The organism is Paludibacterium denitrificans, from assembly GCF_009707705.1.
In the GTDB taxonomy this organism is placed as follows: Bacteria; Pseudomonadota; Gammaproteobacteria; order Burkholderiales; family Chromobacteriaceae; genus Paludibacterium_A; species Paludibacterium_A denitrificans.
The window spans coordinates 491620-511496 of sequence record NZ_WLYX01000001.1 but is presented as its reverse complement, the minus strand read 5'-3'; the positions used below and the strand labels follow the sequence as shown (position 1 = coordinate 511496).

The 19877-nt window shown below is 54.7% G+C and carries 30 protein-coding genes, 1 tRNA gene and 1 pseudogene; 16 read left to right on the top strand and 16 right to left on the bottom strand.

From position 1 onward, the window contains the following. The first annotated feature begins 163 nt into the window (after positions 1–163). The 12 genes and pseudogenes from GKE73_RS26880 (at position 164) to GKE73_RS03570 (ending at position 8527) form a co-directional block, all read left to right on the top strand. Positions 164–1105 carry a TGS domain-containing protein gene (locus GKE73_RS26880; protein WP_512698893.1) on the top strand — a complete coding sequence of 314 codons (942 nt, stop codon included), beginning with the start codon at positions 164–166 and terminating at the stop codon, positions 1103–1105. Between the two features lie 66 nt (positions 1106–1171). Further along, the gene (locus tag GKE73_RS26875; protein WP_512698913.1) at positions 1172–1666 is read left to right on the top strand and encodes an aminoacyl--tRNA ligase-related protein; all 495 of its coding nucleotides are present in this window, start codon (positions 1172–1174) and stop codon (positions 1664–1666) included. Next, entirely contained in the window at positions 1651–2067 is a 417-nt protein-coding gene (locus tag GKE73_RS26870; protein WP_512698892.1) for a His/Gly/Thr/Pro-type tRNA ligase C-terminal domain-containing protein, read from the top strand. Before GKE73_RS26875 ends, GKE73_RS26870 begins: the two co-directional genes overlap by 16 nt. 39 nt (positions 2068–2106) lie before the next feature. After that, positions 2107–2631 (top strand): translation initiation factor IF-3, encoded by a 525-nt coding sequence (gene infC / locus GKE73_RS03615; RefSeq protein WP_230369143.1) that lies wholly within the window; start codon positions 2107–2109, stop codon positions 2629–2631. 154 nt (positions 2632–2785) lie between these two features. After that, positions 2786–2983 (top strand): 50S ribosomal protein L35, encoded by a 198-nt coding sequence (rpmI, locus tag GKE73_RS03610; protein WP_230369142.1) that lies wholly within the window; start codon positions 2786–2788, stop codon positions 2981–2983. 12 nt (positions 2984–2995) lie between these two features. After that, entirely contained in the window at positions 2996–3406 is a 411-nt protein-coding gene (rplT, locus tag GKE73_RS03605) for a 50S ribosomal protein L20 (protein ID WP_230369141.1), read from the top strand. A gap of 157 nt (positions 3407–3563) precedes the next feature. Then, positions 3564–4547, top strand: a complete 984-nt coding sequence (gene pheS / locus GKE73_RS03600; protein WP_230369140.1) for a phenylalanine--tRNA ligase subunit alpha — start codon at positions 3564–3566, stop codon at positions 4545–4547. Between the two features lie 22 nt (positions 4548–4569). Continuing rightward, positions 4570–6932 (top strand): annotated as a pseudogene (pheT, locus tag GKE73_RS24515) (phenylalanine--tRNA ligase subunit beta). 84 nt (positions 6933–7016) lie between these two features. Further along, positions 7017–7319 carry an integration host factor subunit alpha gene (locus tag GKE73_RS03585; protein ID WP_230369138.1) on the top strand — a complete coding sequence of 101 codons (303 nt, stop codon included), beginning with the start codon at positions 7017–7019 and terminating at the stop codon, positions 7317–7319. Then, the gene (locus GKE73_RS03580; protein ID WP_230369137.1) at positions 7300–7650 is read left to right on the top strand and encodes a MerR family transcriptional regulator; all 351 of its coding nucleotides are present in this window, start codon (positions 7300–7302) and stop codon (positions 7648–7650) included. The genes GKE73_RS03585 and GKE73_RS03580 overlap by 20 nt, the downstream gene beginning before the upstream one ends. 33 nt (positions 7651–7683) lie before the next feature. Further along, positions 7684–7760: transfer RNA gene (locus tag GKE73_RS03575), tRNA-Pro, on the top strand. 320 nt (positions 7761–8080) lie between these two features. Next, entirely contained in the window at positions 8081–8527 is a 447-nt protein-coding gene (locus GKE73_RS03570) for a hypothetical protein (RefSeq protein WP_230369136.1), read from the top strand. A 313-nt stretch (positions 8528–8840) separates the two neighbouring features. Here GKE73_RS03570 and GKE73_RS03565 read toward each other — a convergent pair whose 3' ends face one another. From GKE73_RS03565 to GKE73_RS03540, 6 genes are all read right to left on the bottom strand, one after another. Then, positions 8841–9368 (bottom strand): hypothetical protein, encoded by a 528-nt coding sequence (locus GKE73_RS03565; RefSeq protein WP_230369135.1) that lies wholly within the window; start codon positions 9366–9368, stop codon positions 8841–8843. A 10-nt stretch (positions 9369–9378) separates the two neighbouring features. Continuing rightward, the gene (locus GKE73_RS03560) at positions 9379–9834 is read right to left on the bottom strand and encodes a glycoside hydrolase family 108 protein (protein ID WP_230369134.1); all 456 of its coding nucleotides are present in this window, start codon (positions 9832–9834) and stop codon (positions 9379–9381) included. Further along, complete coding sequence (locus GKE73_RS03555) at positions 9835–10161, bottom strand: hypothetical protein (protein ID WP_230369133.1); 327 nt, start codon at positions 10159–10161, stop codon at positions 9835–9837. Between the two features lie 124 nt (positions 10162–10285). After that, positions 10286–10687: a hypothetical protein gene (locus GKE73_RS03550; RefSeq protein ID WP_230369132.1), complete on the bottom strand. Its 402-nt coding sequence runs from the start codon at positions 10685–10687 to the stop codon at positions 10286–10288. Positions 10688–10850: 163 nt separating this feature from the next. Beyond that, entirely contained in the window at positions 10851–11837 is a 987-nt protein-coding gene (locus GKE73_RS03545) for a hypothetical protein (protein ID WP_230369131.1), read from the bottom strand. 8 nt (positions 11838–11845) lie between these two features. Continuing rightward, entirely contained in the window at positions 11846–12106 is a 261-nt protein-coding gene (locus GKE73_RS03540) for a hypothetical protein (RefSeq protein ID WP_230369130.1), read from the bottom strand. 19 nt (positions 12107–12125) lie between these two features. On the opposite strand from GKE73_RS03540, the gene GKE73_RS03535 reads away from it, so the two are divergent. Beyond that, entirely contained in the window at positions 12126–12329 is a 204-nt protein-coding gene (locus GKE73_RS03535; protein WP_230369129.1) for a hypothetical protein, read from the top strand. Positions 12330–12346: 17 nt separating this feature from the next. Here the strand turns inward: GKE73_RS03535 and GKE73_RS03530 are convergent, their stop codons facing one another. Next, on the bottom strand, positions 12347–12517 hold the full coding sequence (locus tag GKE73_RS03530) for a hypothetical protein (protein WP_230369128.1): 171 nt from the start codon (positions 12515–12517) through the stop codon (positions 12347–12349). After that, positions 12514–12951 carry a hypothetical protein gene (locus tag GKE73_RS03525; RefSeq protein ID WP_230369127.1) on the bottom strand — a complete coding sequence of 146 codons (438 nt, stop codon included), beginning with the start codon at positions 12949–12951 and terminating at the stop codon, positions 12514–12516. Before GKE73_RS03525 ends, GKE73_RS03530 begins: the two co-directional genes overlap by 4 nt. 359 nt (positions 12952–13310) lie before the next feature. Between GKE73_RS03525 and GKE73_RS03520 the strand changes: the two genes are divergently transcribed. Then, on the top strand, positions 13311–13895 hold the full coding sequence (locus GKE73_RS03520; protein WP_230369126.1) for an undecaprenyl-diphosphatase: 585 nt from the start codon (positions 13311–13313) through the stop codon (positions 13893–13895). A 43-nt stretch (positions 13896–13938) separates the two neighbouring features. Here the strand turns inward: GKE73_RS03520 and GKE73_RS03515 are convergent, their stop codons facing one another. The 7 genes from GKE73_RS03515 to GKE73_RS03485 all read right to left on the bottom strand — a co-directional run bounded on the left by GKE73_RS03515 (position 13939) and on the right by GKE73_RS03485 (position 18684). After that, positions 13939–15189: a hypothetical protein gene (locus tag GKE73_RS03515; protein WP_230369125.1), complete on the bottom strand. Its 1251-nt coding sequence runs from the start codon at positions 15187–15189 to the stop codon at positions 13939–13941. After that, entirely contained in the window at positions 15098–15553 is a 456-nt protein-coding gene (locus GKE73_RS03510) for a hypothetical protein (RefSeq protein WP_230369124.1), read from the bottom strand. Before GKE73_RS03510 ends, GKE73_RS03515 begins: the two co-directional genes overlap by 92 nt. A 1-nt stretch (position 15554) precedes the next feature. Then, positions 15555–15737: a hypothetical protein gene (locus GKE73_RS03505; RefSeq protein WP_230369123.1), complete on the bottom strand. Its 183-nt coding sequence runs from the start codon at positions 15735–15737 to the stop codon at positions 15555–15557. A 26-nt stretch (positions 15738–15763) separates the two neighbouring features. After that, positions 15764–15907 (bottom strand): hypothetical protein, encoded by a 144-nt coding sequence (locus GKE73_RS03500; protein WP_230369122.1) that lies wholly within the window; start codon positions 15905–15907, stop codon positions 15764–15766. Beyond that, complete coding sequence (locus tag GKE73_RS03495) at positions 15904–16158, bottom strand: hypothetical protein (protein ID WP_230369121.1); 255 nt, start codon at positions 16156–16158, stop codon at positions 15904–15906. Before GKE73_RS03495 ends, GKE73_RS03500 begins: the two co-directional genes overlap by 4 nt. An 89-nt stretch (positions 16159–16247) precedes the next feature. After that, positions 16248–18053 (bottom strand): Ig-like domain-containing protein, encoded by a 1806-nt coding sequence (locus tag GKE73_RS03490; protein ID WP_230369120.1) that lies wholly within the window; start codon positions 18051–18053, stop codon positions 16248–16250. Between the two features lie 127 nt (positions 18054–18180). After that, entirely contained in the window at positions 18181–18684 is a 504-nt protein-coding gene (locus tag GKE73_RS03485) for a hypothetical protein (RefSeq protein WP_230369119.1), read from the bottom strand. 11 nt (positions 18685–18695) lie between these two features. On the opposite strand from GKE73_RS03485, the gene GKE73_RS21580 reads away from it, so the two are divergent. Continuing rightward, positions 18696–18968, top strand: a complete 273-nt coding sequence (locus GKE73_RS21580) for a type II toxin-antitoxin system HicA family toxin (RefSeq protein ID WP_230369118.1) — start codon at positions 18696–18698, stop codon at positions 18966–18968. Between the two features lie 50 nt (positions 18969–19018). Then, complete coding sequence (locus GKE73_RS03475; RefSeq protein ID WP_512698891.1) at positions 19019–19435, top strand: type II toxin-antitoxin system HicB family antitoxin; 417 nt, start codon at positions 19019–19021, stop codon at positions 19433–19435. 29 nt (positions 19436–19464) lie between these two features. Here the strand turns inward: GKE73_RS03475 and GKE73_RS03470 are convergent, their stop codons facing one another. Continuing rightward, positions 19465–19875 (bottom strand): hypothetical protein, encoded by a 411-nt coding sequence (locus GKE73_RS03470; RefSeq protein ID WP_230369116.1) that lies wholly within the window; start codon positions 19873–19875, stop codon positions 19465–19467. Between the last annotated feature and the right edge of the window lie 2 nt (positions 19876–19877).

Sequence of the window (19877 nt, the reverse complement as noted above, 5' to 3'; positions counted from 1 at the left end):
ATTCATCGCATGGAGTAGTCCAAGTGAAATACTGGCGAACTACCACAACCCGTCCTTCTCACGCTAGCTGAGCCCTGCGGGTTGTACCATGCAAAAAAGAGCGGCTCAGCCGCTCTTTTTTTTACCTTTTTCAAACTGAAATTTCGCCCTGTTTGGAGTTGACATGCCTGACATTCGCCTGCCTGACGGCTCGGTCCGTTCATTCGACAAACCGGTAACGGTTCATGACGTGGCGGCCTCTATTGGCACCGGTCTTGCGCGTGCCGCGCTGGCTGGTCGTGTGGATGGAGTGCTGGTCGATACCTCCTTTACCATTGATCGCAATGTCGATCTGGCCATCATTACCGACAAAGATGCGGATGGTGTTTCCATTATTCGTCACTCCACCGCGCACTTGCTGGCTTATGCCGTGAAAGAGTTGTTTCCCGAGGCGCAAGTCACCATCGGGCCGGAAATCGAAAACGGCTTCTATTACGATTTCGCCTACAAGCGTCCGTTCACGCCGGAAGACCTCGCCGCCATTGAAAAGAAAATGACGGAGCTGGCCAAACAGGATATTCCGGTCGAGCGTTACGAGCTGCCGCGCGATGAAGCCATTGCCTACTTCAAGAGCATTGGCGAAGCCTACAAGGCCGAAATCATCGAATCCATTCCGCAGGATCAGGTGCTGTCGCTCTATCGTGAAGGAGCGTTCACCGATTTGTGTCGCGGCCCGCACGTACCGTCCACTGGCAAGCTCAAGGTATTCAAGCTGATGAAGGTGGCAGGTGCTTACTGGCGCGGGGATAGCCGTAACGAAATGCTGCAACGCATTTACGGCACGGCATGGGCCAAGAAAGAAGATCTGGCCCAGTATCTGCACATGCTGGAAGAGGCCGAAAAGCGCGACCATCGCAAGCTGGGCAAGCAGCTCGATCTGTTCCATCTGCAAGATGAGGCGCCCTGGCATGGTGTTCTGGCACCCCAAAGGCTGGCAGCTGTGGCAAAACGTCGAACAATACATGCGTCACACCCTCGCGCATGCCGGTTATCAGGAAATCCGCACCCCGATGGTGATGGACCGCATCATGTGGGAAAAGTCCGGTCACTGGGAAAACTACCGTGAACACATGTTCACCACCGAATCGGAAAAGCGCGATTACGCCGTCAAACCGATGAACTGCCCGGCCATGTGCAAGTGTTCAATAGCGGCCTGCGTTCCTATCGTGAATTGCCGATGCGTCTGGCCGAATTTGGCGCTTGCCACCGTAATGAACCGTCGGGCGCCTTGCACGGCATCATGCGGGTACGCGGATTTGTGCAGGATGATGCGCACATTTTCTGTACCGAAGACCAGATCAACGCCGAAGCCAAGGCGTTCAACCAGCTCACCATGAAGGTGTATGAGCGTTTTGGTTTTGATAATGTCGAGATCAAACTATCCCTGCGCCCGGAAAAGCGTGCCGGATCGGATGAAGTATGGGATAAGGCCGAGCAAGGTTTGCGCGATGCGCTAGCCGCTTGCGGTGTAACGTGGGAAGAATTGCCGGGTGAGGGTGCCTTCTACGGCCCCAAGATCGAATATCACATCAAGGACGCCTTGGGCCGTTCCCCGGCAGTGTGGCACGCTGCAGCTGGATTTCGTGTTGCCCGAACGCCTGGATGCGGAATATGTGGCAGAAGATAACAGCCGTCAGCGCCCGGTTATGTTGCACCGCGCCATCCTCGGGTTCGCTGGAACGCTTCCTTGGTATCCTGATCGAAAACCATGCTGGTGCTTTCCCATTGTGGTTGGCTCCGGTACAGATGGTGGTGATGAGCATCACCGAAGCGCAGGTCGATTATGCCAACGAAGTGGCCACCAGCCTGAGAAAACACGGGTTCCGCGTCGAGGTTGACTTGAGGAACGAGAAGATCGGCTATAAAATCCGTGAACACAGTCTGCAAAAGCTGCCGTACCAGATTATCGTCGGCGACAAGGAAAAGGCAGACGGGTTAGTGGCCGTGCGCGCCCGGGGTGAAGACCTTGGGCAACTTACGCTGGATGCCTTTGTGGCTCGCCTCTTGGCTGAGATGCCGGAGGCCTGATCGAGCGGCGGCAGACGATAGATTAAATTAATAGGAGATTTGGCTATAGCTCAGGAACGCGAAGCACGGATCAATGGCGAAATTACCGCCCGTGAGATCCGTCTGGTAGGTGTTGAGGGTGAGCAGATAGGCGTTGTCAGTCTGCGTGAAGCAATGGCGCTTGCCGAAGAGAATGATGTGGATCTGGTGGAGATTTCCCCGACTGCACAGCCTCCGGTATGCAAGTTGATGGACTTTGGCAAGTTCAAGTACGAACAGTCGAAGAAGCGTCATGAAGCCAAGCAAAAGCAGAAGCAGATCCAGATCAAGGAAGTGAAGTTCCGTCCTGGTACTGATGACGGCGATTATCAGGTTAAGTTGCGTAACCTAATTCGTTTCCTCTCTGATGGGGATAAGGCCAAGGTCACCCTACGCTTCCGTGGCCGGGAGATGGCTCACCAAGATATTGGTCTGTCTCTGTTGAAGCGAGTCGAAGCCGATCTGGCGGAAATTGGTACAGTGGAACAATTCCCCAGACTGGAAGGTCGGCAAATGGTGATGATGATTGCCCCGAAAAAGAAATAATCGGGTATAATCACCACCTTACACGGCAGGGCTATTCCTGTCGTGTTGGTTTTATGGGTTGGCAACAGCCCAACAAAAGCGGGATTCAGTGGTTTACAAGTGTCACTCGTGGCCACCCTGAGTCTGATCTAACTAAATTCAGCAGGAGCTTTCCATGCCGAAAATGAAAACCAAGTCGAGCGCGAAAAAGCGTCTCAACGTGCTGGGCAATGGCGGTGTTAAGCGCTCTTATGCGTTCAAGCGTCACATCCTGACCAAGAAAACCACCAAGAGCAAACGCCAGTTGCGCGGTACCACTCTGGTACACGCTACCAACATGGCTTCTGTTCGCGCCATGATGCCCTACGCATAAGGAGATTGAAGAATGCCTCGTGTTAAACGCGGTGTAACCGCTCGTGCTCGTCACAAAAAAATCCTAGCTCTGGCGAAGGGCTATCGCGGCCGTCGCAAGAACGTCTATCGCATCGCCAAACAGGCGGTGATGAAAGCCGGTCAATACGCATACCGTGACCGTCGTCAGAAAAAACGTCAGTTCCGTCAATTGTGGATTGCTCGTATCAACGCCGCTGCGCGTGAATGCGGCCTGCCTTACAGCAAATTCATGAACGGCCTGAAAAAAGCTGCTATCGAAATCGACCGTAAGGTTCTGGCTGATCTGGCCGTGTTCGACAAGCTTTTGCTCAGATCGTTGCTCAAGCGAAAGCTAGCCTCGCTTGATTGCCGGACGGTGAAAGGGGAGGCATATGCCTCCCTTTTTTTCACCTTGGTTTCATGAACAAGAACATTTACCAGACTGTCAGCAGTGTGGTGAATCTTCTTGTTCCAAGATGCTCGGAACGTGCCGCCGTGGAAGCGTCCATGTGGTAGTAGTTGAGCTTTCTGTTGTCATGTTGTCGTGGTGGATTGGAATTACGCATACGGTGTAAGACACAATGAACAATGTCGATGCAATTCTGAAAGATGGTCTGGCAGCACTGGAGACAGTGGCCGACTTGGTGGCGCTTGAGCAGGTCAAGGCCCGTTATCTGGGCAAGAGCGGCGAGTTGACCGAATTGCTCAAGCAGTTGGGCAAACTGCCGCCGGAAGAACGCAAGGCGGCCGGGGCGACCATTAACGTGGCCAAACAGGCTTTTGAAAGCGCACACAACGCCCGGCGTGATGCCATCAATGCGGCAAAATTGGCTGCACAACTGGCGGCGGAAGCACTGGATGTGACGTTGCCTGGGCGTGGCAGCTTGCCGGGTGGTTTGCATCCGGTGGCGCTGACGCAAGAGCGTATTACCACGTTGTTCCGCTCTATTGGCTTTGAAGTGGCGGATGGCCCGGAAATCGAAACCGATTTCCACAACTTCCGAGCGCTCAATATTCCGGAAAACCATCCGGCACGCGCCATGCAGGATACCTTCTACGTTGAAGGTGGTGATGTGTTGCGTACCCACACTTCGCCAATTCAGGTGCGTTTCATGCTGAATAATGAACCGCCGATCAAGATCGTTGCACCGGGTCGGGTGTATCGCGTTGACTCCGATGCTACACACTCACCGATGTTCCATCAGATGGAAGGTCTGTGGGTGGACGAGAACGTCAGCTTTGCCGACCTCAAGGCGGTCATGACCGATTTTCTGCGTCGTTTCTTCGAGCGTGATGATCTGCAAGTACGCTTCCGTCCGTCTTTCTTCCCGTTTACCGAACCGTCGGCCGAAATCGATGTACTGGGTGAACGCGGCTGGCTGGAGGTTGGGGGCTGCGGCATGGTGCACCCCAACGTACTCAAAAACGTGAATATCGATCCGGAAAAATACACCGGTTTCGCTTTTGGTATTGGTCTGGACCGCTTCGCCATGCTGCGTTATGGCGTGAATGACCTGCGATTGTTCTTTGAGAACGATCTGAACTTCCTCAAGCAATTCAACTGATCGCAGGCAGGGGATATCAATAATGCAATTTTCCGAACAATGGCTAAGAAGCTGGGTCAATCCTGCCCTGACGACTGATGAGTTGTCTTATCTGCTGACGATGGCTGGGCTTGAGGTCGAAGAGGTTAATCCTGCTGCTCCGGCGTTTAGTGGCGTGGTGATCGCTGAGGTCAAGGACGTTGTCAAGCATGAAAATGCTGACCGTTTGCGCGTCACGCAAGTCGATGTTGGCACTGGCGAACTGGTGCAGATCGTTTGTGGTGCACCCAATGTCGAGCCGGGTATTAAAGTTCCGTGCGCGCTGCCTGGTGCGATCTTGCCTGGTGACTTCAAGATCAAGCCAACCAAAATGCGTGGTGTGGCATCCAATGGCATGCTGTGTTCCGGCAAGGAACTGGGCGTACCGGACGACGTCGATGGCTTGCTGGTTTTGCCAGCTGATGCACCGGTAGGCAGCAGCATCCGTGATTATCTTGGGCTGGATGATCAACTGTTTACACTGAAGATCACGCCTAATCGTGCCGATTGCCTGTCGATTCGTGGGATTGCGCGCGAAGTGGCAGCATTGACCGGTAGCGAACTTTCCAGCGTGGAAATCCGTCCGGTGGCGGCAACATTGGCTGATGTGTTTCCGGTTAGCATTCAGGCGCCGCAAGCGTGTGGCCGCTATGTTGGCCGAATCGTGCGCAACATCAATGCCGCAGCCTCGACGCCGGACTGGATGAAGCAGCGACTGGAGCGTTCCGGTATCCGTTCCATTTCCGCCGTGGTGGATATCACCAACTATGTGTTGCTGGAGCAAGGCCAACCGATGCATGCGTTTGACCTGGCCAAGCTGCATGGTGGCATTCAGGTCCGCATGGCCAAGAGCGGCGAAACATTGGCTTGCCTGAACGAAAAGACCGTCAAGTTGGCCGAAAACACGCTGGTGATTGCTGATGAAACCGGCCCGCTGGCCATTGCTTAAGCGTCATGGGCGGCGAACACAGTGGCGTGACCACGACCAGCACGGACATCTTCTTGGAAAGCGCTTTCTTTGCCCCGGACGTCATCGCTTAAAGGCGCGCGAGCTGGGTTTTGGCTCTGATTCTTCGTTCCGCTTCGAACGCGGCGTTGATTTCCAGCTGCAACACGATGCGATTGAGCGCGCCACCCAGCTGGTATTGGATATCTGCGGTGGTGAAGCCGGCCCGGTTGCCGAAACGCTGGGGGAGCTGCCGCAACGAGGCGCTGTGACCGTACGGCTAAGCTCGGGTGAGCAAAGTATTGGGCATTGAGCTATCTGCCGAGCAGATCGCCACCATCTTTAGCCGCACGGGGTTGACCTACTCGCAGCAGGGTGCGGACTTTGTCGTGCAGTCGCCGTCGTTCCGCTACGATATTGAAATCGAAGAAGACCTGATCGAAGAAGTGGCGCGCGTACATGGTTACGATGCTATTCCTTCCGAGGCGCCGGTGGCTCGATTACGCATGTTGCCGTTGTCGGAAGATCTGCGTCCGCGTGATGAAATTCGCCATCTGTTGGCAGATCGTGGCTATCAGGAAGTGGTCAGCTACGCCTTTGTTGAAGAAGGTTGGGAAGCTGACTTTGCGGGTAACACCGATCCGGTACGTCTGTTGAACCCGATCGCCTCACAAATGAGCGTGATGCGTTCGTCGCTGATTGGTGGTCTGGTCGATATTCTGGCGAGCAACATCAATCGCAAGCAGGCTCGCGTGCGGCTGTTTGAAGTGGCTCGTGTATTCAAGAAATCTGCAGAGGGTTTTGATCAACCGGAAAAAGTGGCTGGCCTCGCGTGGGGTACCCGTCAGCCTGAACAATGGTCAGTCAAAACGGAACGAGTGGATTTCTTCGACGCCAAGGGCGATGTCGAAGCTGTGCTTTATCCGCTCAAGCCTGCATTCCGCAAGGCAGCGCATCCGGCCTTCCATCCGGGGCGTTGTGCCGAGGTGCTGCTAAATGAGCAGGTCATCGGCGTGGTGGGCGAACTGCATCCGAAGTGGGTGCATGACTATGATCTGCCGTCTGCACCCATGTTGTTCGAACTGAATCTGGTTGCTGTCGAGCAGCGTGGCCGTGTTCACGTACAGCCGGTAAGCAAGTTCCAGCCTGTGCGCCGTGATCTGGCCTTGGTTGTGAACGAAGCGGTTGAAGTTGGCGCTATGCTGTCAACGTTTATGGCAAATGCTACTGCCATCGTCAAAGATGTGGCGTTGTTTGACATCTATCGTGGGCCGGGTGTGGCAGAAGGGCAGAAGAGTCTGGCTTTCCGTGTCATCTTGCAGGATGATGCCAAGACGCTGACCGATGACGACGTAGAAGCTGCCATTCAGCAATTGCTGGCTGCAGCAGCCTTGGCACACGCTGCCCAGTTGCGCTTGTAGCATTAAGTGAGTCAGGTCGCTTTTGCTGCCAACTGTTGCAGCAAAAGCGGCTTTGTTTTAGTTTCTGGTAGTAAAGGGAATTTCATGACTTTGACGAAAGCTGAGCTGGCCGATCTGCTGTTTGATGAGGTCGGTTTGAACAAACGCGAAGCCAAGGACATGGTCGAATCGTTTTTTGAAGAAATCAGGTTGGCATTAGAAACCGGTGATACCGTGAAATTGTCGGGTTTTGGCAATTTCCAGTTGCGCGACAAGCCACAACGTCCGGGGCGTAACCCCAAAACCGGGGAGGAAATTCCGATTACGGCACGCCGTGTAGTGACTTTCCATGCCAGTCAGAAACTCAAGGGAATGGTTGAGCAATACCATGCTAACAAGCAAGGCTGATCTGCCGTCAATTCCATCCAAACGTTACTTCACCATCAGTGAAGTCAGTGAATTGACTGGGGTTAAACCCCACGTGCTGCGTTATTGGGAGCAGGAGTTTTCCCAGTTGCGTCAGGTGAAACGGCGCGGTAACCGTCGTTATTACCAGCACCATGAGGTGCTACTGGTACGACGTATTCGTGGATTGCTGTATGACGATGGTTTTACGATTCACGGGGCGCGTCAGCGTTTAGGAAGTGATGGCGAAATTTTACGGCCAATCACGGCACAGGAAGTACGGGCTGAGTTGGAGTCTATTCTGGCGTGGCTGGATGCCGGGATTGATAAATAGCCATTTAGTGTTTATAATTGTCTGCTCTTGAGTCGGGGTGTAGCGCAGCCTGGTAGCGCATCTGCATGGGGTGCAGAGGGTCGGAAGTTCGAATCTTCTCACCCCGACCAAAATACAGTATAAAAATCAAGCATTTAGGCCGCCTTGCAAGGTGGCCTTTTTGTTTTCTAACAACAAAATATTAGAAGAACTTCTAATATTTCCCGATATCATCGTAACTTCCGTTGTTCACATAGCTGCCATCCGCAAAGTACTGCTATCGGCCAGAAACGGCCATTCCAAATAGCCTGAATGGGACGGCTGTCTAACTTCGGAATTGAGTTGTTTGGAGACATTGCCGCGGATTGATGCTGACAAGAAGCTGGCAGATTAAATTCTACTTACAACGCTTACTCGCAGGTGTCGTGAATGGAAATGAAAGCAGGTAATTATGCCACCATATAAATATAATAAATTCCCTCAAAAAAGCATAAAGGTAGGTTGTATTTATTTATTGGTCGGCTTGGCAACTCTCTTTACTGGCTATTTGTTCACAGTGGCGGGAATCGAGCTATGGGAAAATACAAACCTAACGGAAAGCATTTCCATTGGAGGCGTGGTGTTTTTCATAGTAACACTTGGAATACTGTGTCTACACAAAAGTGCATGCCATTTTGCTGGAACGACAGATGTGCTGCAAAACACTAAGTTCAGGTCAATTTTCAATCTACTTTTATCTATCGCTCCGATTCTTAGCATGGAAATGATATTTATTGATAATAATCCGATATTTTCAAGAAATCACCCATGCCTACTGGGGGTAATGTGTGCTTTTGTATTACTTGTACCTGTTGTTTGGGCGATTCACATCTACAAGAAACCAACTTTACCATCTTAATTATTATTTTCTATAATTTACTGGTGCTGGTTCAAAATCTGCGCGGCATACAAATGAGTAGATTGACATTCAATTAATGCATTTAAGATATCTACGCGCGCGCACGCAAGTAAAACAATCACAGCATCACTTATTGCAATTACCACTGGAGTGGCGCGTGTTGAACTGTTTCACTATTTGCTTTTTACTCAAAAATGCATTATTGAATAATTAAAATATAGGTTTTAATTATCATTGCTTGGCAACATGACTGCTTTGGGTCGCAAGCAGACGCCAGCCTAACTGGCCTGGACGTCCGCTTGTCACTACCCAATCACTTCCCAACCGGCGCTGACTGCGCCAGAAGTTCCGTCTTGCGCGAGCTGTTGGCCGTGCTGCCGAAGTAGTAGGCCGCCACCTGTTCAGCTTTGGCCGAGAGATAACCAATCACCGTCCCGGTCAGAACCGTATCCGCATGCAGCTGGCCGAACAGAATACCGAAGGCCATGGCGATGAAGCCAAAGACGATGGTGTAGGCCAGCACTTTCGGAGTGTTGTCACGAACCGATTCCTCACGCTTGCGCGCGCTATCCCGGTCATCCGCGGCGATTTCTTCCAGCTTCTGAAGGTTGGCGAACCCCAGTTCTTGCATACGGATAGCAAAATCCTGATCCGCTTTCTTCACCGCCAGCATCTGCTCTGGCGTGGCACCGGACAGGGCAGTCTTGATCGCCTCTTCAGTTTTATCCGACAGCCCCAGCGCATCCGCGACCGCCGAGACCGCCATCCCGCCCAGCGGGCCACCCATGGCCGTCCCGATCCACGGCGCCACCGTACCCAACACGTTTTTCCAGTCCATCATTCCGCCCTCATCAAATTGTCAGCAATACGACGCGCCCAGCCCTTACCAAAGGTTGGCCGGTCGCAAGATTCGTCATGAAGTTCAGACGCGCGCCATTGAACCGGGCCACCAACGTTGCACCGGGCATCGCCGCTACCGCCCGCAGGGTCACCGGCCCCAGAATCCCATCCGCCGTGACGGCCGCCGCCGTTTGCAGCGTGGTAATGGCACGCTTGACCCCAGAGTTGACGGCCATATCGAACAGGTCAAAAGCCGCAGTAAGCGGAACCGCATCACAGCCCACCGACTTCCAGAAGTCACGCAGATAGATGGCCTTGGCCTGATCCAGTGTCAGGCTCTTGATATCAACTCCGGGATAGCTCCGCTTGCTGATCCCGAATTTGGTTTCTCCACCCGGATCCGCCGGGTTGTTGACGTAGCCACCTTCATGGCCAATCAGTGACTCGAATGCTTCATCAAACGTCATTTACTTGCTCCCATATTTCGCAGCGACGACACCAACCACAGCGGCGCCACACAGCTTCAGTACATCCCACATGCCACCGGCCGCTTTGCTGCCTAGCTGCTGCTGGCGATCATTGATGTTGCGGATCTCCTCCCAAAGCGATTCCTGCCCGCGCAGCAGTGCCGCGACTTGCACCTCCGCCGTGGCGATGCGCATGTTCTCTTTGGTCAATGCCTCCACGCTGTCAGCCAGCCGCTGCATCATCACTGCCATTGAGGACATTTCCCGCTGCAAGCTCAGCATCTGCTCTGTCAGTCGAGTGACCTGTACCTCTGATGAATCCCCCATGTCCGCCCCCTTCAGGCATAAAAAAGCCCCACGTAAAAACGTGAGGCGTAAAAAAAAACCGGCCGAGCCGGGTGTTATTCGATCGTGCTTGCAGTAGTAAACAGCGCATCCAGCTGCGCATCGGTCAACCCAAGCAGCTGTCCCACGCCGGTGATAAACGGCGAGTACCGCTTAAACGTTTGGGCGTCCTGCCGGCCAGCTTCAGCATCATGTCTGTCCCCTCGGCAGCAATGAATGTCTCCACCTTGTCCAGTAGCCCAGCTTGGTAAAGCGCACCACGCGCTTGAAAGCGAGTGACTTCCTGCGGAATAGCCGGTGCCGGGTCTGGCACGACCTCCGATTTGATTGGCTGTTCCGGCAGCACCACCCACTGGCCGTTCTGGTACTTGGCCACCTCGCTCCCCGATATTGGTGGTACCGGCGTTAGTGTCGAGTAGTGCGGGAGCGGCCCAGTCGGGTCAAGCTGTTCAACATGGTCAAACAGCCAGTCAGAACCACAGACGTAAACACTGATCAGGTCGGCCATGGTTAAGTCCTCACGTAAGCTTTGAGCTGGCTGATACGCCCATCCAGCGCGTCGATGTCAGGGACGACAAACTGGGTGCCGGTGTCGTAGCTGTAACGCGGCCCGTCAGGGGAAACGCCGTAGAGCTGTGTCGAGTTTGATAGGGCAACGATGACGCTTACGCTTAAGCCGCAGAACAGTTCGCAACGATTGAGGCGGAAAGGATGTGCTTGCCCCAGTGGCTACCGTCCTCCGACGTGATGGACAGGTAGCCGGTACCAAACGCGGCAAAATAGCCATTACAGAAAACAACCGTGTAGGCCGACGACATGTAGGGCGTCGGAAAGCCCGTCCAGTTGATCCCGTCCGTCGAGATGGCCATCCCGACGCTACCGGTGGCAACAAATACCCCATTGCCGCAGGCGATACCGGTCCAGTTGCCTGACAGCGGGAGCTTGCTGCCCAGTGTCCACGTCACGCCGTCTGGTGACGTGGCGCTGACAAGGTTGCCGAAAGTGACCGCCACGAATAGACCGTTGCCGTAAGTCATGGCATACCAGTTGGCCGACCCCGCTATCGCTCGCTGTGTCCATGTCACGCCATCCGGAGACGTGGCAGCGATGGAGGTGTTATTGGCCATCGCTACGAAGACACCGTTACCAAACGCCAACAGCTTCCACGAGGTAGACACTGGCATTACATGCGTTGTCCAATTGATACCGTCCGGTGACGTGGCCATGGTCGTCGTGCCGCTGGCGATCGCGACAAAAACGCCATTCCCATAGGCCACAGCTGTCCATGAAACACTTGCCCCCATGTTCCGCTTTGTCCAGGTCAGCCCATCCGTGGAGGTATAGGAATACAGGCTTGAACCTGCCACCAGCGCGATGAATAGACCATTGCCAAAGGTTACTGCTGACCAGTTTGAGGTCGGCATGGCCTGAGGAACAAGATCGCCAATGTTACTGGTTGGAATGCTTCCCAGCTTCCCGTACAGCACCGGATAGCTGCTTTGCAGGTAGGCCGAGCCATCGCATGGCAGCCAGTCAGGTCCGGGGGCATCGGCGGAATAGAGAATGTCGCCCGACTTGCTGGCGCCTCGATCGAATAGCGCCTTGATTCTTGCCGCAATCTCTTGCACCACCGCAGACAATTCCTCAGACAGCAGCATGGCACCTCCTACAACATGGCGGTATTAAAGACGGCCACCAGATCCACTTCCGGATTACCGATACCGATGTTCTGGCACGCTTGCAGCTTCTGGGCGGTGGTCAGGTTCTGCTGATCGGCAAAACTGACCCGATTCCCCACGGCGGCGAGCAGGTTGGCCAATGCCGTGTCATCGCTCCCCAGCTTGGCTTCGATCTCTTTCAGCGTGTCATAGGCTGCACTGGCCCCGCCGAGAATGTCGTTCTTCAGCTGGGCAAACAGATCGGTCACCTTGCTTGAGGAGTAGACGGTGGCTGCACTGGCCTCGGGTATCGTCAATGGCCGCGCCACCGGATGTGGCGGCCGCGACCACGGCGGCCTGCAGCTCGTTGATGGCCGCCACAAGACTGGTCTTGTCGGTAGTGGACAAGGCAGCCGGGTTGCCAATCATGGTTTTGACTTCTTTGACCTTGGCACCCATGGCTTGGGCAAGGGAGGTCAGTACGAGGTCTAGGCTCATGGGGGTGATCCTTATAGTTGGGCGATGTTGAAAATCAGGGTGAGGTCGAGATTGAAGTCATCGGTACCGGATGGCCCCGGCGGGCCGTGGATTCCGATGACCGGAACAATCGGCTCTGGATCACTCACCGTGACGATTAAAGACTGGTCATCGATGACGACTACCGGTGAACATTCCGTCATCGTGTTACGTCCTCCACGACATCGATCCGCATGTTCGAGAGAACCGTACGGACCGTCCCATCGGCATAGGTCAGTTCCAGCGAGGCGAAGACGGGCCCAGCGGGTAAGCCAGCCGTCACTGATGCCGAGGCGATCACGTCCACCGCACCATCCGTCACCGACAAACCACTGTTTAAAGTCAGCTCGGCCAACACCACGTCACTGGTTACTGCCTGACGAAACTGCATGCGTGCGGCGGCCACGCCGGACAGATCCAGCGGCGGCCCGTACTGGATCACCGCGGCGCCAGCAGAATAGGGTGGCCAGCCCATGCCGTTGATGTTCGTGATTTCCAGCGTGTCAGCATCCAGCGCCAGGCACTCAAGGAAGTCATCCTGCCGAGGCGGGCGGTTTCTGGCTGTCAGGCCGGGAAACATCCCTCCGATAACAGCCACCCGCCAGTGTGTCGGCAGGCCATGACCGGCACCACAAGCCGGACATTGTCATGACTACTGTCCATGGCTGTGATGGGCGCGGTTTTAAGCTGTCCGCTCTCAAGCCGGATCTGGCGACGCCGGTATCGCCGCGAATGATTTGCATGGTTACTCCGGGCATAAAAAAACCCGCCGAAGCGGGTTTGGTTTCATAAATCTGTTTGCTAGTGATATAGCTCGCCGGTCGTACTTGTTCCAGCAGCTCCCCCAGCACTTGTAAGCATTACTGACCTCTTAAGGAAAACTAAAGGTTGAGTCTGGTAAAGTGCACTCCTTTGCCGGGCAAGAATCCACGGCTTGCTTGATACAAGGTTATGCAAATGGAACACTGGAATCACAGCCTTTTTCTGCTGATTAATGCCGGAAGCCATCCTTCAACAGCAACTATTCAGATCGCGATGTTTCTTGCGCAGTGGTTGATTTATAGCATTCCGTTACTACTGGTCTGGCTATGGGTTAAAGGGGATCGTACCGAAAGAAGTGCGGCGATCAATTCCGCACTTGGAGTCGGTTTGGCCTTGGCCATCGGGCAAATCATCACCATGGTATGGCCTCACCCACGTCCTTTCATGATCGGACTTGGCCATGCCTTGCTGGAGCATAAGCCCGAGGCCTCTTTCCCCAGCGACCATGCGACCGTATTTTTCACTCTTGGCTTTGGCATGATGCTCTCCGGGCTGCGCAAATTTGGTGGCTTCGTTCTGTTGTCTGGGGCGCTGGTTGGCTGGTCTCGCGTCTTCTTGGGCGTGCATTTCCCCATGGACATCATTGGTGCCTCGCTCGTTGCGCTACCCAGTGCATGGCTGGTACGGCAGCTTCTACGACAGAATCAATGTGGCGACCGACTACTTTCCCTGTTGGAAAGCATGTATGGCAAGGTTTTTCGGATCTCCTTGGTACGGTAACGTTGCACTGCAACGAACACCATTCGTCACCTAACAGTCTTTCTTACACAAAAAAGCAGCTCATATCCTTGGGGTCATCCGACAGGTATATCTTGTCGGGTGATACCGCCCTAAGATTAGTGGGGTTGCTCCCTTTCTTGATGGTGTTCGAGTCGTCATAGACGGTTCTGGTCTCGCCGTTCATGAAGATAACGCTTCGATCATAGAGGGCTACGACAATGGGGTCGTATTCTCTAATCCGAATATCGATAACGTTCCCCGGCACCACATTAACATTGACATCCATTTCACTGGTGTAGGGGAACTTCTCTTTATTGAAGACTTGGTTTCCAAGAACAGAGGCCGTAACCAAGGTGTTGTAATAGTCTTTGGTCTGCATATAGCTATCCCGCGTCATGTTGATTGCGTTCTCATGAGTTAATTCAGGTAGCAATGAAAGACCGACCCGCTCGGTTTCAAATGACACAAAAACATCACCACCGATTAGATAGTCCGCCCGGTCGTGAACCCGATAAACGTCATAGCTTCTCCATAATTCACCACCATAATCCGCGTAGTCATTTAGCGTAACTGAGTCAATTTTTTGGGGATCTTGCAGGTATCCCCGGATAGTGACAGGTGTAATGATTCCAGAATTTTTGGCAATGATATGTCCGATGATGGTATTGATCCGGGTTTCTTTTGTGAGGGTCATCGTAACCTCATAGCGGACGGTACTGGTCGTCCCGCTGTTGACCACGCCTGTAAGCTTGATCACGTTCACCGCCACGTCGTAAAAGGCATTATCGCCAAATAGCACGGCCTTTCGGCCATCCTTTGAGGCCGTCACCCATTTTGGCTTGGCCGGTGGCTCATCACCGGTATAGGTGATCGTGATAGCAGGGGCTTTGTCATGCCCGATCTGGGACGCCATGCCACAGCCACCCGGCAGAGCTACCCAGATCACCTCACCCAGCCCAATCGGGACCAGCCATCCGACATAGTCCAGCCAGTTGCAAAACAGGGTTTTATTGGTATACACCCCTAGTGTTGGGCCACTGCCCCAGACTGTCTGGCGAGCCTGATCGACGTTGTGCGGCGCGTTCGGGATCTCAATTTCATTGATGTAGGCCGGTACCCCGCCACCCGTAACTACGCCATCCACGATTTTTGGGGAAAACGGCGCATAGCTTGACAGGCTTGAACATGGAAAGTTTTTTCCATCAATCTGGCGGATAAAGGTGCCGGTTCCGTCTGTCTTCCGACCGGTAATCAACCCACCAAAGAAGCCCAGCTTGACCGGTTTTGTCATCATGCTTAAGCGCCTCTCCGGTAAACGTGATTTTGACGTTGCTACCGACAGCACCGCCATTACTATTGGACTCGGCTATCGTCAGTGTTTTGAGCGGCACGGACCCAATACGGAACATGCCATCGCTGCTGAAAAACATCGTGGCAGAGGCTTCTTCACCGTAGGTGCGGCCAGTCTCGACATAGGTGGCCGCCAGCCCTTGCGATGGAATGACGGCAGTCCCTTCCTGTTTCTTCCCTCTAAAAATCCCACCCGGTATGCCACCCGGGCCAGCAGGAGGAACCGGAAGCGTAGAGCCGCCCGGCTGATCTTGCCGTCCCAGTGCCTTGGCCACCTCAGCAGCGTCTTGTGCACTCATGCGCGCCATGTCACACCTCGTAGATCAGATTGCTTTGCAGTGTCAGTTGGTACTCGCCATCGTCCAGTCCGGAATCATCGATCTGCACCCACAGCGGTTGCATGCCGGATACCACCTGTCCGAGGGATAGCGTCTGGCCACCACTAGATAGTCCTGACAGCGAGGAGGCCAATCGGATTGACGTCTCAGGCAAGGGCGCCGCGGCGATAGCTTGAACGTCTATGCGGCTATCCACCGCTGGCAGGGCCGTTTTGCTGCCATCTGTTCCCACCCATACCGGCGGCAGGCACCGCCAGACAGCACCAGGCTGTCCAGCGGTTGGTGGCGCGCCTCATCCTGATAGAAACCAAAGGTCAGGCTCATGCACGAATCTCCATCTCATCAACAGGAATCGCTACCTTGACGGTGTAATCAAGCTCGCGCTCGACAGCATCGGTGACAAAGACCGGTATGGTCGGCACGGCAATGGCCACCTCATGCGGATAGCCTGATGACGCGTCACCACTGGCACCGGTCACGTACCCGGTCGTGCTGTCACTGTAGCCACCATTGCCTTCCGGGCATGTGCCAAGGTCAGCGGTGTCATTCTGTGAAAGGTTGGGCAGGGAAGCCATATCCGGCGCATCCAGCGGGTCAGACTCCGCTGTAGCTTAAGACCAATCAGCCCGGAGACGGCCAGCTCCACCTCAACGGTGGCCTTAGCTTAAGCAGAAAGATCGTAATGCTCGGTCAGCCGGTAAACCTTACCGGTCGCCCCCAGCACCGCACTGTCGACATGAATCGCACGATCCAGATCCACAACCGGGTTGGCGGGCAAACCAAACTTCACGCGCGTGGCCCGGTGCGAAAGCAGAATTTTGCGTCGGGCGATGGCCGCCAGCGTTTGCAGTGCCAATGTGGCATCCGCTCGGCTCGCCCCGGCCAGATCAACCAGATCCGCAGAGGTGTTTTTGACGTCAGGAAGCATCGTCGTCGAGTCGACCCACGCCGAGGCGTCAAAGCCACCGGTGGCATCCAGTGACGCGGTCTGCCCCTGCTGCTTGAGGTTACCCAGCGCAGCAATGCTGTCCGGTGCCGTCACGGTAATGCGCCAGCGCTCGGTCAGGGTCTGGACTATCCGCTTGGCGATGGCGATCACCGCCGACTCGCAGCGCGGATCGTCTTCAGGCTTGCCGGTGTAATCGTTGTTGTACTTCAGCACCGCCACGGCATCATCTGGCACCGTATCGCCAGAATGGACGTTGCCACTGCTATCTATATACCCGACATAGTGGACACCACCCTGTAGCGGCGGCGTGTAGAACTCGGATAGTAATTTCCAGCCACTACTCTCGACCGCTGACTTGAACAGCGACTTCTCCGGTAGCTTGTACGGCTTGCCGTTATTCCCTTTGGCGTACTCGGCATAGCTCATGCCCATTGACCAGGTATAGGTGCGGCGGTACTCGTGCAGGCGAGGGTAGCGATACTGGAATGAGCAGTCGGTTACCACCTCCCGGGCAGACTCACCGGTGACGGCCGAACCTTTACCGTCACGCGCTACACGGAATGGCGTGCCCCACATCACGCATGAGACGGCGCCAGAGGTCAGTGTCACTTTCGGGGTATACCGACCATCAGCCAGTGGCTTCGCCACCTTGACCGACCAAGCCCCACCGGCACCAGCCACTGCTGCCAGCTTTTGCCCGGCCAGCTCCACCGTGATGGTCATGCCGGGAACAGCCGTGCCGCTGATCGTCGGCATGGTTGCCATCGTGACGGCTTTACCGTCTGACAGCTGGCAGATCGACGTGGTGCGGATATCTTGCACTGACTTGTTATCGTTGGTGATGCAGTTGATGACGGACTGCCGGGCAACAGGATGGATGGTTAGCGACCCATCCAGCACCTGCGCATCCGTCACCACCAGACTTGGCGACAAGCCCGCCCACGGTGTCAGGCGGGGATTGCCATAGACATCCAGATCCAGTGCGGCCGCGACGGTGGACAACCGGTCATTGGCGTACTGCAAGCTGTCGGCATAGCGTGGAAACACCGCACGCGACCAGTAACCACCAATCAGCGCATCGATATCCGCACGACTGGATCCGGCCAGCATGTCACGACGGCCATCCGTCGCATGCAGCGTGATCAAGCCGTTGTCAGGATCGAAATCCGGTACCGCAACGGTTCCGGTAAAACGCCGCACCCACGCGGAAGCGGCTGTTGGCTTGACTTCAATCCGCAACGACGCCCCAGCCAGCCCAGCCAGCGTGTCACCCTGCGAGACCAGCTTGAGCGAGGCAACACGAGACATCGACTCTTCCGCCTCGATGACCACCTCACCGGTGATCCGGTCCGAAACGTCGGCACCACCCAGCTGGACACGGATATCCCGGGCTCCGGCATAGTCACTGACGGCATGGCTGACCGTCACCGATACCGGAAGGGATACCGTTTCACCGGTAATGGATTCGCCGCCAGCTGTGCCAAAAGGCGCTTGGCCAAGCGTAGTCAGGCCGAACATCATGAGACGACTCCAACGCTTCCCGATGCATCAAACCAGACTGTTTCACCCGTTAGTTTTGTGGTTTGCAGTACGACATACCCAGCGGCAGTGTAGTAGCACAGAACAATCAGCCCGCTATCACCACTTTCTACTGCTTAAGCAGCTGAAAGCCAGAGCCGTCTGGATTCATCATATACGGGCTAAACCCGCCAATGCAGGCCCATGTCCCATTGTTGATGACATAGGTGATGCACTCGGGAGACCGGTTAGCCAGCAGCTGCATATCAGCGGCCATCAGCGGCAGGTATACCCGGCTTCCTGATGGAATCGTCATGCTGGCATCGGATACTGCACCGGTCGCCATATCCGGCATGTCACCCCAGCGGATAACATCGCCTTCGGCATATAGCGAGAAGGGACGACGATAGGTCGTGCCATCTTCGCTGTCCCACTCGATCACCACGGTGGCAGTGGTACCGGGCCGCATTTTTAGCTGGGTATCCAGACCGATCCAGTCAGTCAGAACGGCACTGCTCATGCCGTTTGGCGTCCAGTCAGCTGCTAGCGTGGTTTCCCACCCATCCAGATAAATAGACCGTCCGCTAATAGCATGGGTAAGCGGGGAATACGCATCATTCGGGAGCAGAGACATGGCAATTTCCTGTGGCAATAAAAAATAACATTTCTGTTATTTTTGTCTTGCTAAAAGTAACACATGTGTTATCATTAACCCATGACGAACAGCATGGAGGACGGATGAAAAACAGTGAGTTCATCAAGTGGCTACAACAGCAGGGCGTCACGATGAAGCCCGGTAAAGGAAGCCACCTGATTGCAACGCTAAATGGCCGATCGATTGCAGTGCCAAACCATAAAGGCAAAGAAATCGCAAACGGAACGGCCAGAGGGGTTAAGAAAGCACTAGGACTCAAGTAACAAGGGAGGGGCAAAAGCCCCTCTATCATCCGCCCGACGAAAGGCAAGAAATGTTGAGATATTCGGTTAAATTAACCACCGATGAAGATGGCGTGAATGTTGAATTTCCGGACGTTCCTGAAGCCCTGACCTATGGAGCAGACAGGGAAGAAGCACTACAGCATGCGACGGACGCCTTGCTGACGGCTTTCATGATCTATCAGGATGACAGAAAGTCGTTTCCCGTCCCGGCATCGCATGGCGAGGACTTTATCGCGCTCCCCATCATGGCCTCGCTAAAAGTGTTGCTACACAACGCCATGATTGAGAAAGGTGTCCGTAAGGTCGATCTGGCCAGGATGACAGGCTGGGCCAATCCACAGATCGAGCGGATTCTTGATCCTCGCCACCAGTCCAAGGTGAACTTGATCGAAGAAGCCCTGCGCCATCTGGGCAAAGGCATCGTTGGTAAAACCGTCGATCTGTAAGAAACAAGCCCCGAGAACCGGGGCTTGTTTTATTCCTCCTCAAGCGTGATCGACCAGGTATACCCGGCATTCCGCACATCACCGCTATCGTTGACCGTGAGATAGCCGGTCAGCCGCGGCCAATACTGGTAGCCGCCTTCCATCTCAACCCCTGGAAGATCCGGCCGTTCGCTCACGACAGTTCCGATCGGAACGACACGCGGAACGATGCAGTCCAGTGTGTGAGGGACGGCTGTATCCAGTCCGGCCAGCGGCGCCGGTATCCAGCCCCCACCTTGCACCGTCGTCTTTAACCGCTTCCAACGCGCTTGCGATACTGCCTTGCCAGAGCGCGTGCGGAGCAGGGTTTTGCCACCGATTTCTTCATAGCTTTGGGACAGGTCTAACCCTGCCGGGATGGGGATCGGCACCCCATCCAGCATCAAGGTTTGGTCATTCATGC

What these genes read in the sequence shown, in the direction of transcription:
- GKE73_RS26880 (WP_512698893.1), top strand. Translation starts at nt 164, where the DNA reads ATGCCTGACATTCGCCTGCCTGACGGCTCGGTCCGTTCATTCGACAAA.
- GKE73_RS26870 (WP_512698892.1), top strand. Translation starts at nt 1,651, where the DNA reads ATGTGGCAGAAGATAACAGCCGTCAGCGCCCGGTTATGTTGCACCGCG.
- rpmI (WP_230369142.1), top strand. Translation starts at nt 2,786, where the DNA reads ATGCCGAAAATGAAAACCAAGTCGAGCGCGAAAAAGCGTCTCAACGTG.
- rplT (WP_230369141.1), top strand. Translation starts at nt 2,996, where the DNA reads ATGCCTCGTGTTAAACGCGGTGTAACCGCTCGTGCTCGTCACAAAAAA.
- pheS (WP_230369140.1), top strand. Translation starts at nt 3,564, where the DNA reads ATGAACAATGTCGATGCAATTCTGAAAGATGGTCTGGCAGCACTGGAG.
- GKE73_RS03585 (WP_230369138.1), top strand. Translation starts at nt 7,017, where the DNA reads ATGACTTTGACGAAAGCTGAGCTGGCCGATCTGCTGTTTGATGAGGTC.
- GKE73_RS03580 (WP_230369137.1), top strand. Translation starts at nt 7,300, where the DNA reads ATGCTAACAAGCAAGGCTGATCTGCCGTCAATTCCATCCAAACGTTAC.
- GKE73_RS03570 (WP_230369136.1), top strand. Translation starts at nt 8,081, where the DNA reads ATGCCACCATATAAATATAATAAATTCCCTCAAAAAAGCATAAAGGTA.
- GKE73_RS03565 (WP_230369135.1), bottom strand. Translation starts at nt 9,368, where the DNA reads ATGATGGACTGGAAAAACGTGTTGGGTACGGTGGCGCCGTGGATCGGG.
- GKE73_RS03560 (WP_230369134.1), bottom strand. Translation starts at nt 9,834, where the DNA reads ATGACGTTTGATGAAGCATTCGAGTCACTGATTGGCCATGAAGGTGGC.
- GKE73_RS03555 (WP_230369133.1), bottom strand. Translation starts at nt 10,161, where the DNA reads ATGGGGGATTCATCAGAGGTACAGGTCACTCGACTGACAGAGCAGATG.
- GKE73_RS03550 (WP_230369132.1), bottom strand. Translation starts at nt 10,687, where the DNA reads ATGGCCGACCTGATCAGTGTTTACGTCTGTGGTTCTGACTGGCTGTTT.
- GKE73_RS03545 (WP_230369131.1), bottom strand. Translation starts at nt 11,837, where the DNA reads ATGCTGCTGTCTGAGGAATTGTCTGCGGTGGTGCAAGAGATTGCGGCA.
- GKE73_RS03530 (WP_230369128.1), bottom strand. Translation starts at nt 12,517, where the DNA reads ATGACGGAATGTTCACCGGTAGTCGTCATCGATGACCAGTCTTTAATC.
- GKE73_RS03520 (WP_230369126.1), top strand. Translation starts at nt 13,311, where the DNA reads ATGGAACACTGGAATCACAGCCTTTTTCTGCTGATTAATGCCGGAAGC.
- GKE73_RS03515 (WP_230369125.1), bottom strand. Translation starts at nt 15,189, where the DNA reads ATGATGACAAAACCGGTCAAGCTGGGCTTCTTTGGTGGGTTGATTACC.
- GKE73_RS03510 (WP_230369124.1), bottom strand. Translation starts at nt 15,553, where the DNA reads ATGGCGCGCATGAGTGCACAAGACGCTGCTGAGGTGGCCAAGGCACTG.
- GKE73_RS03500 (WP_230369122.1), bottom strand. Translation starts at nt 15,907, where the DNA reads ATGAGCCTGACCTTTGGTTTCTATCAGGATGAGGCGCGCCACCAACCG.
- GKE73_RS03495 (WP_230369121.1), bottom strand. Translation starts at nt 16,158, where the DNA reads ATGGCTTCCCTGCCCAACCTTTCACAGAATGACACCGCTGACCTTGGC.
- GKE73_RS03490 (WP_230369120.1), bottom strand. Translation starts at nt 18,053, where the DNA reads ATGATGTTCGGCCTGACTACGCTTGGCCAAGCGCCTTTTGGCACAGCT.
- GKE73_RS03485 (WP_230369119.1), bottom strand. Translation starts at nt 18,684, where the DNA reads ATGTCTCTGCTCCCGAATGATGCGTATTCCCCGCTTACCCATGCTATT.
- GKE73_RS03475 (WP_512698891.1), top strand. Translation starts at nt 19,019, where the DNA reads ATGTTGAGATATTCGGTTAAATTAACCACCGATGAAGATGGCGTGAAT.
- GKE73_RS03470 (WP_230369116.1), bottom strand. Translation starts at nt 19,875, where the DNA reads ATGAATGACCAAACCTTGATGCTGGATGGGGTGCCGATCCCCATCCCG.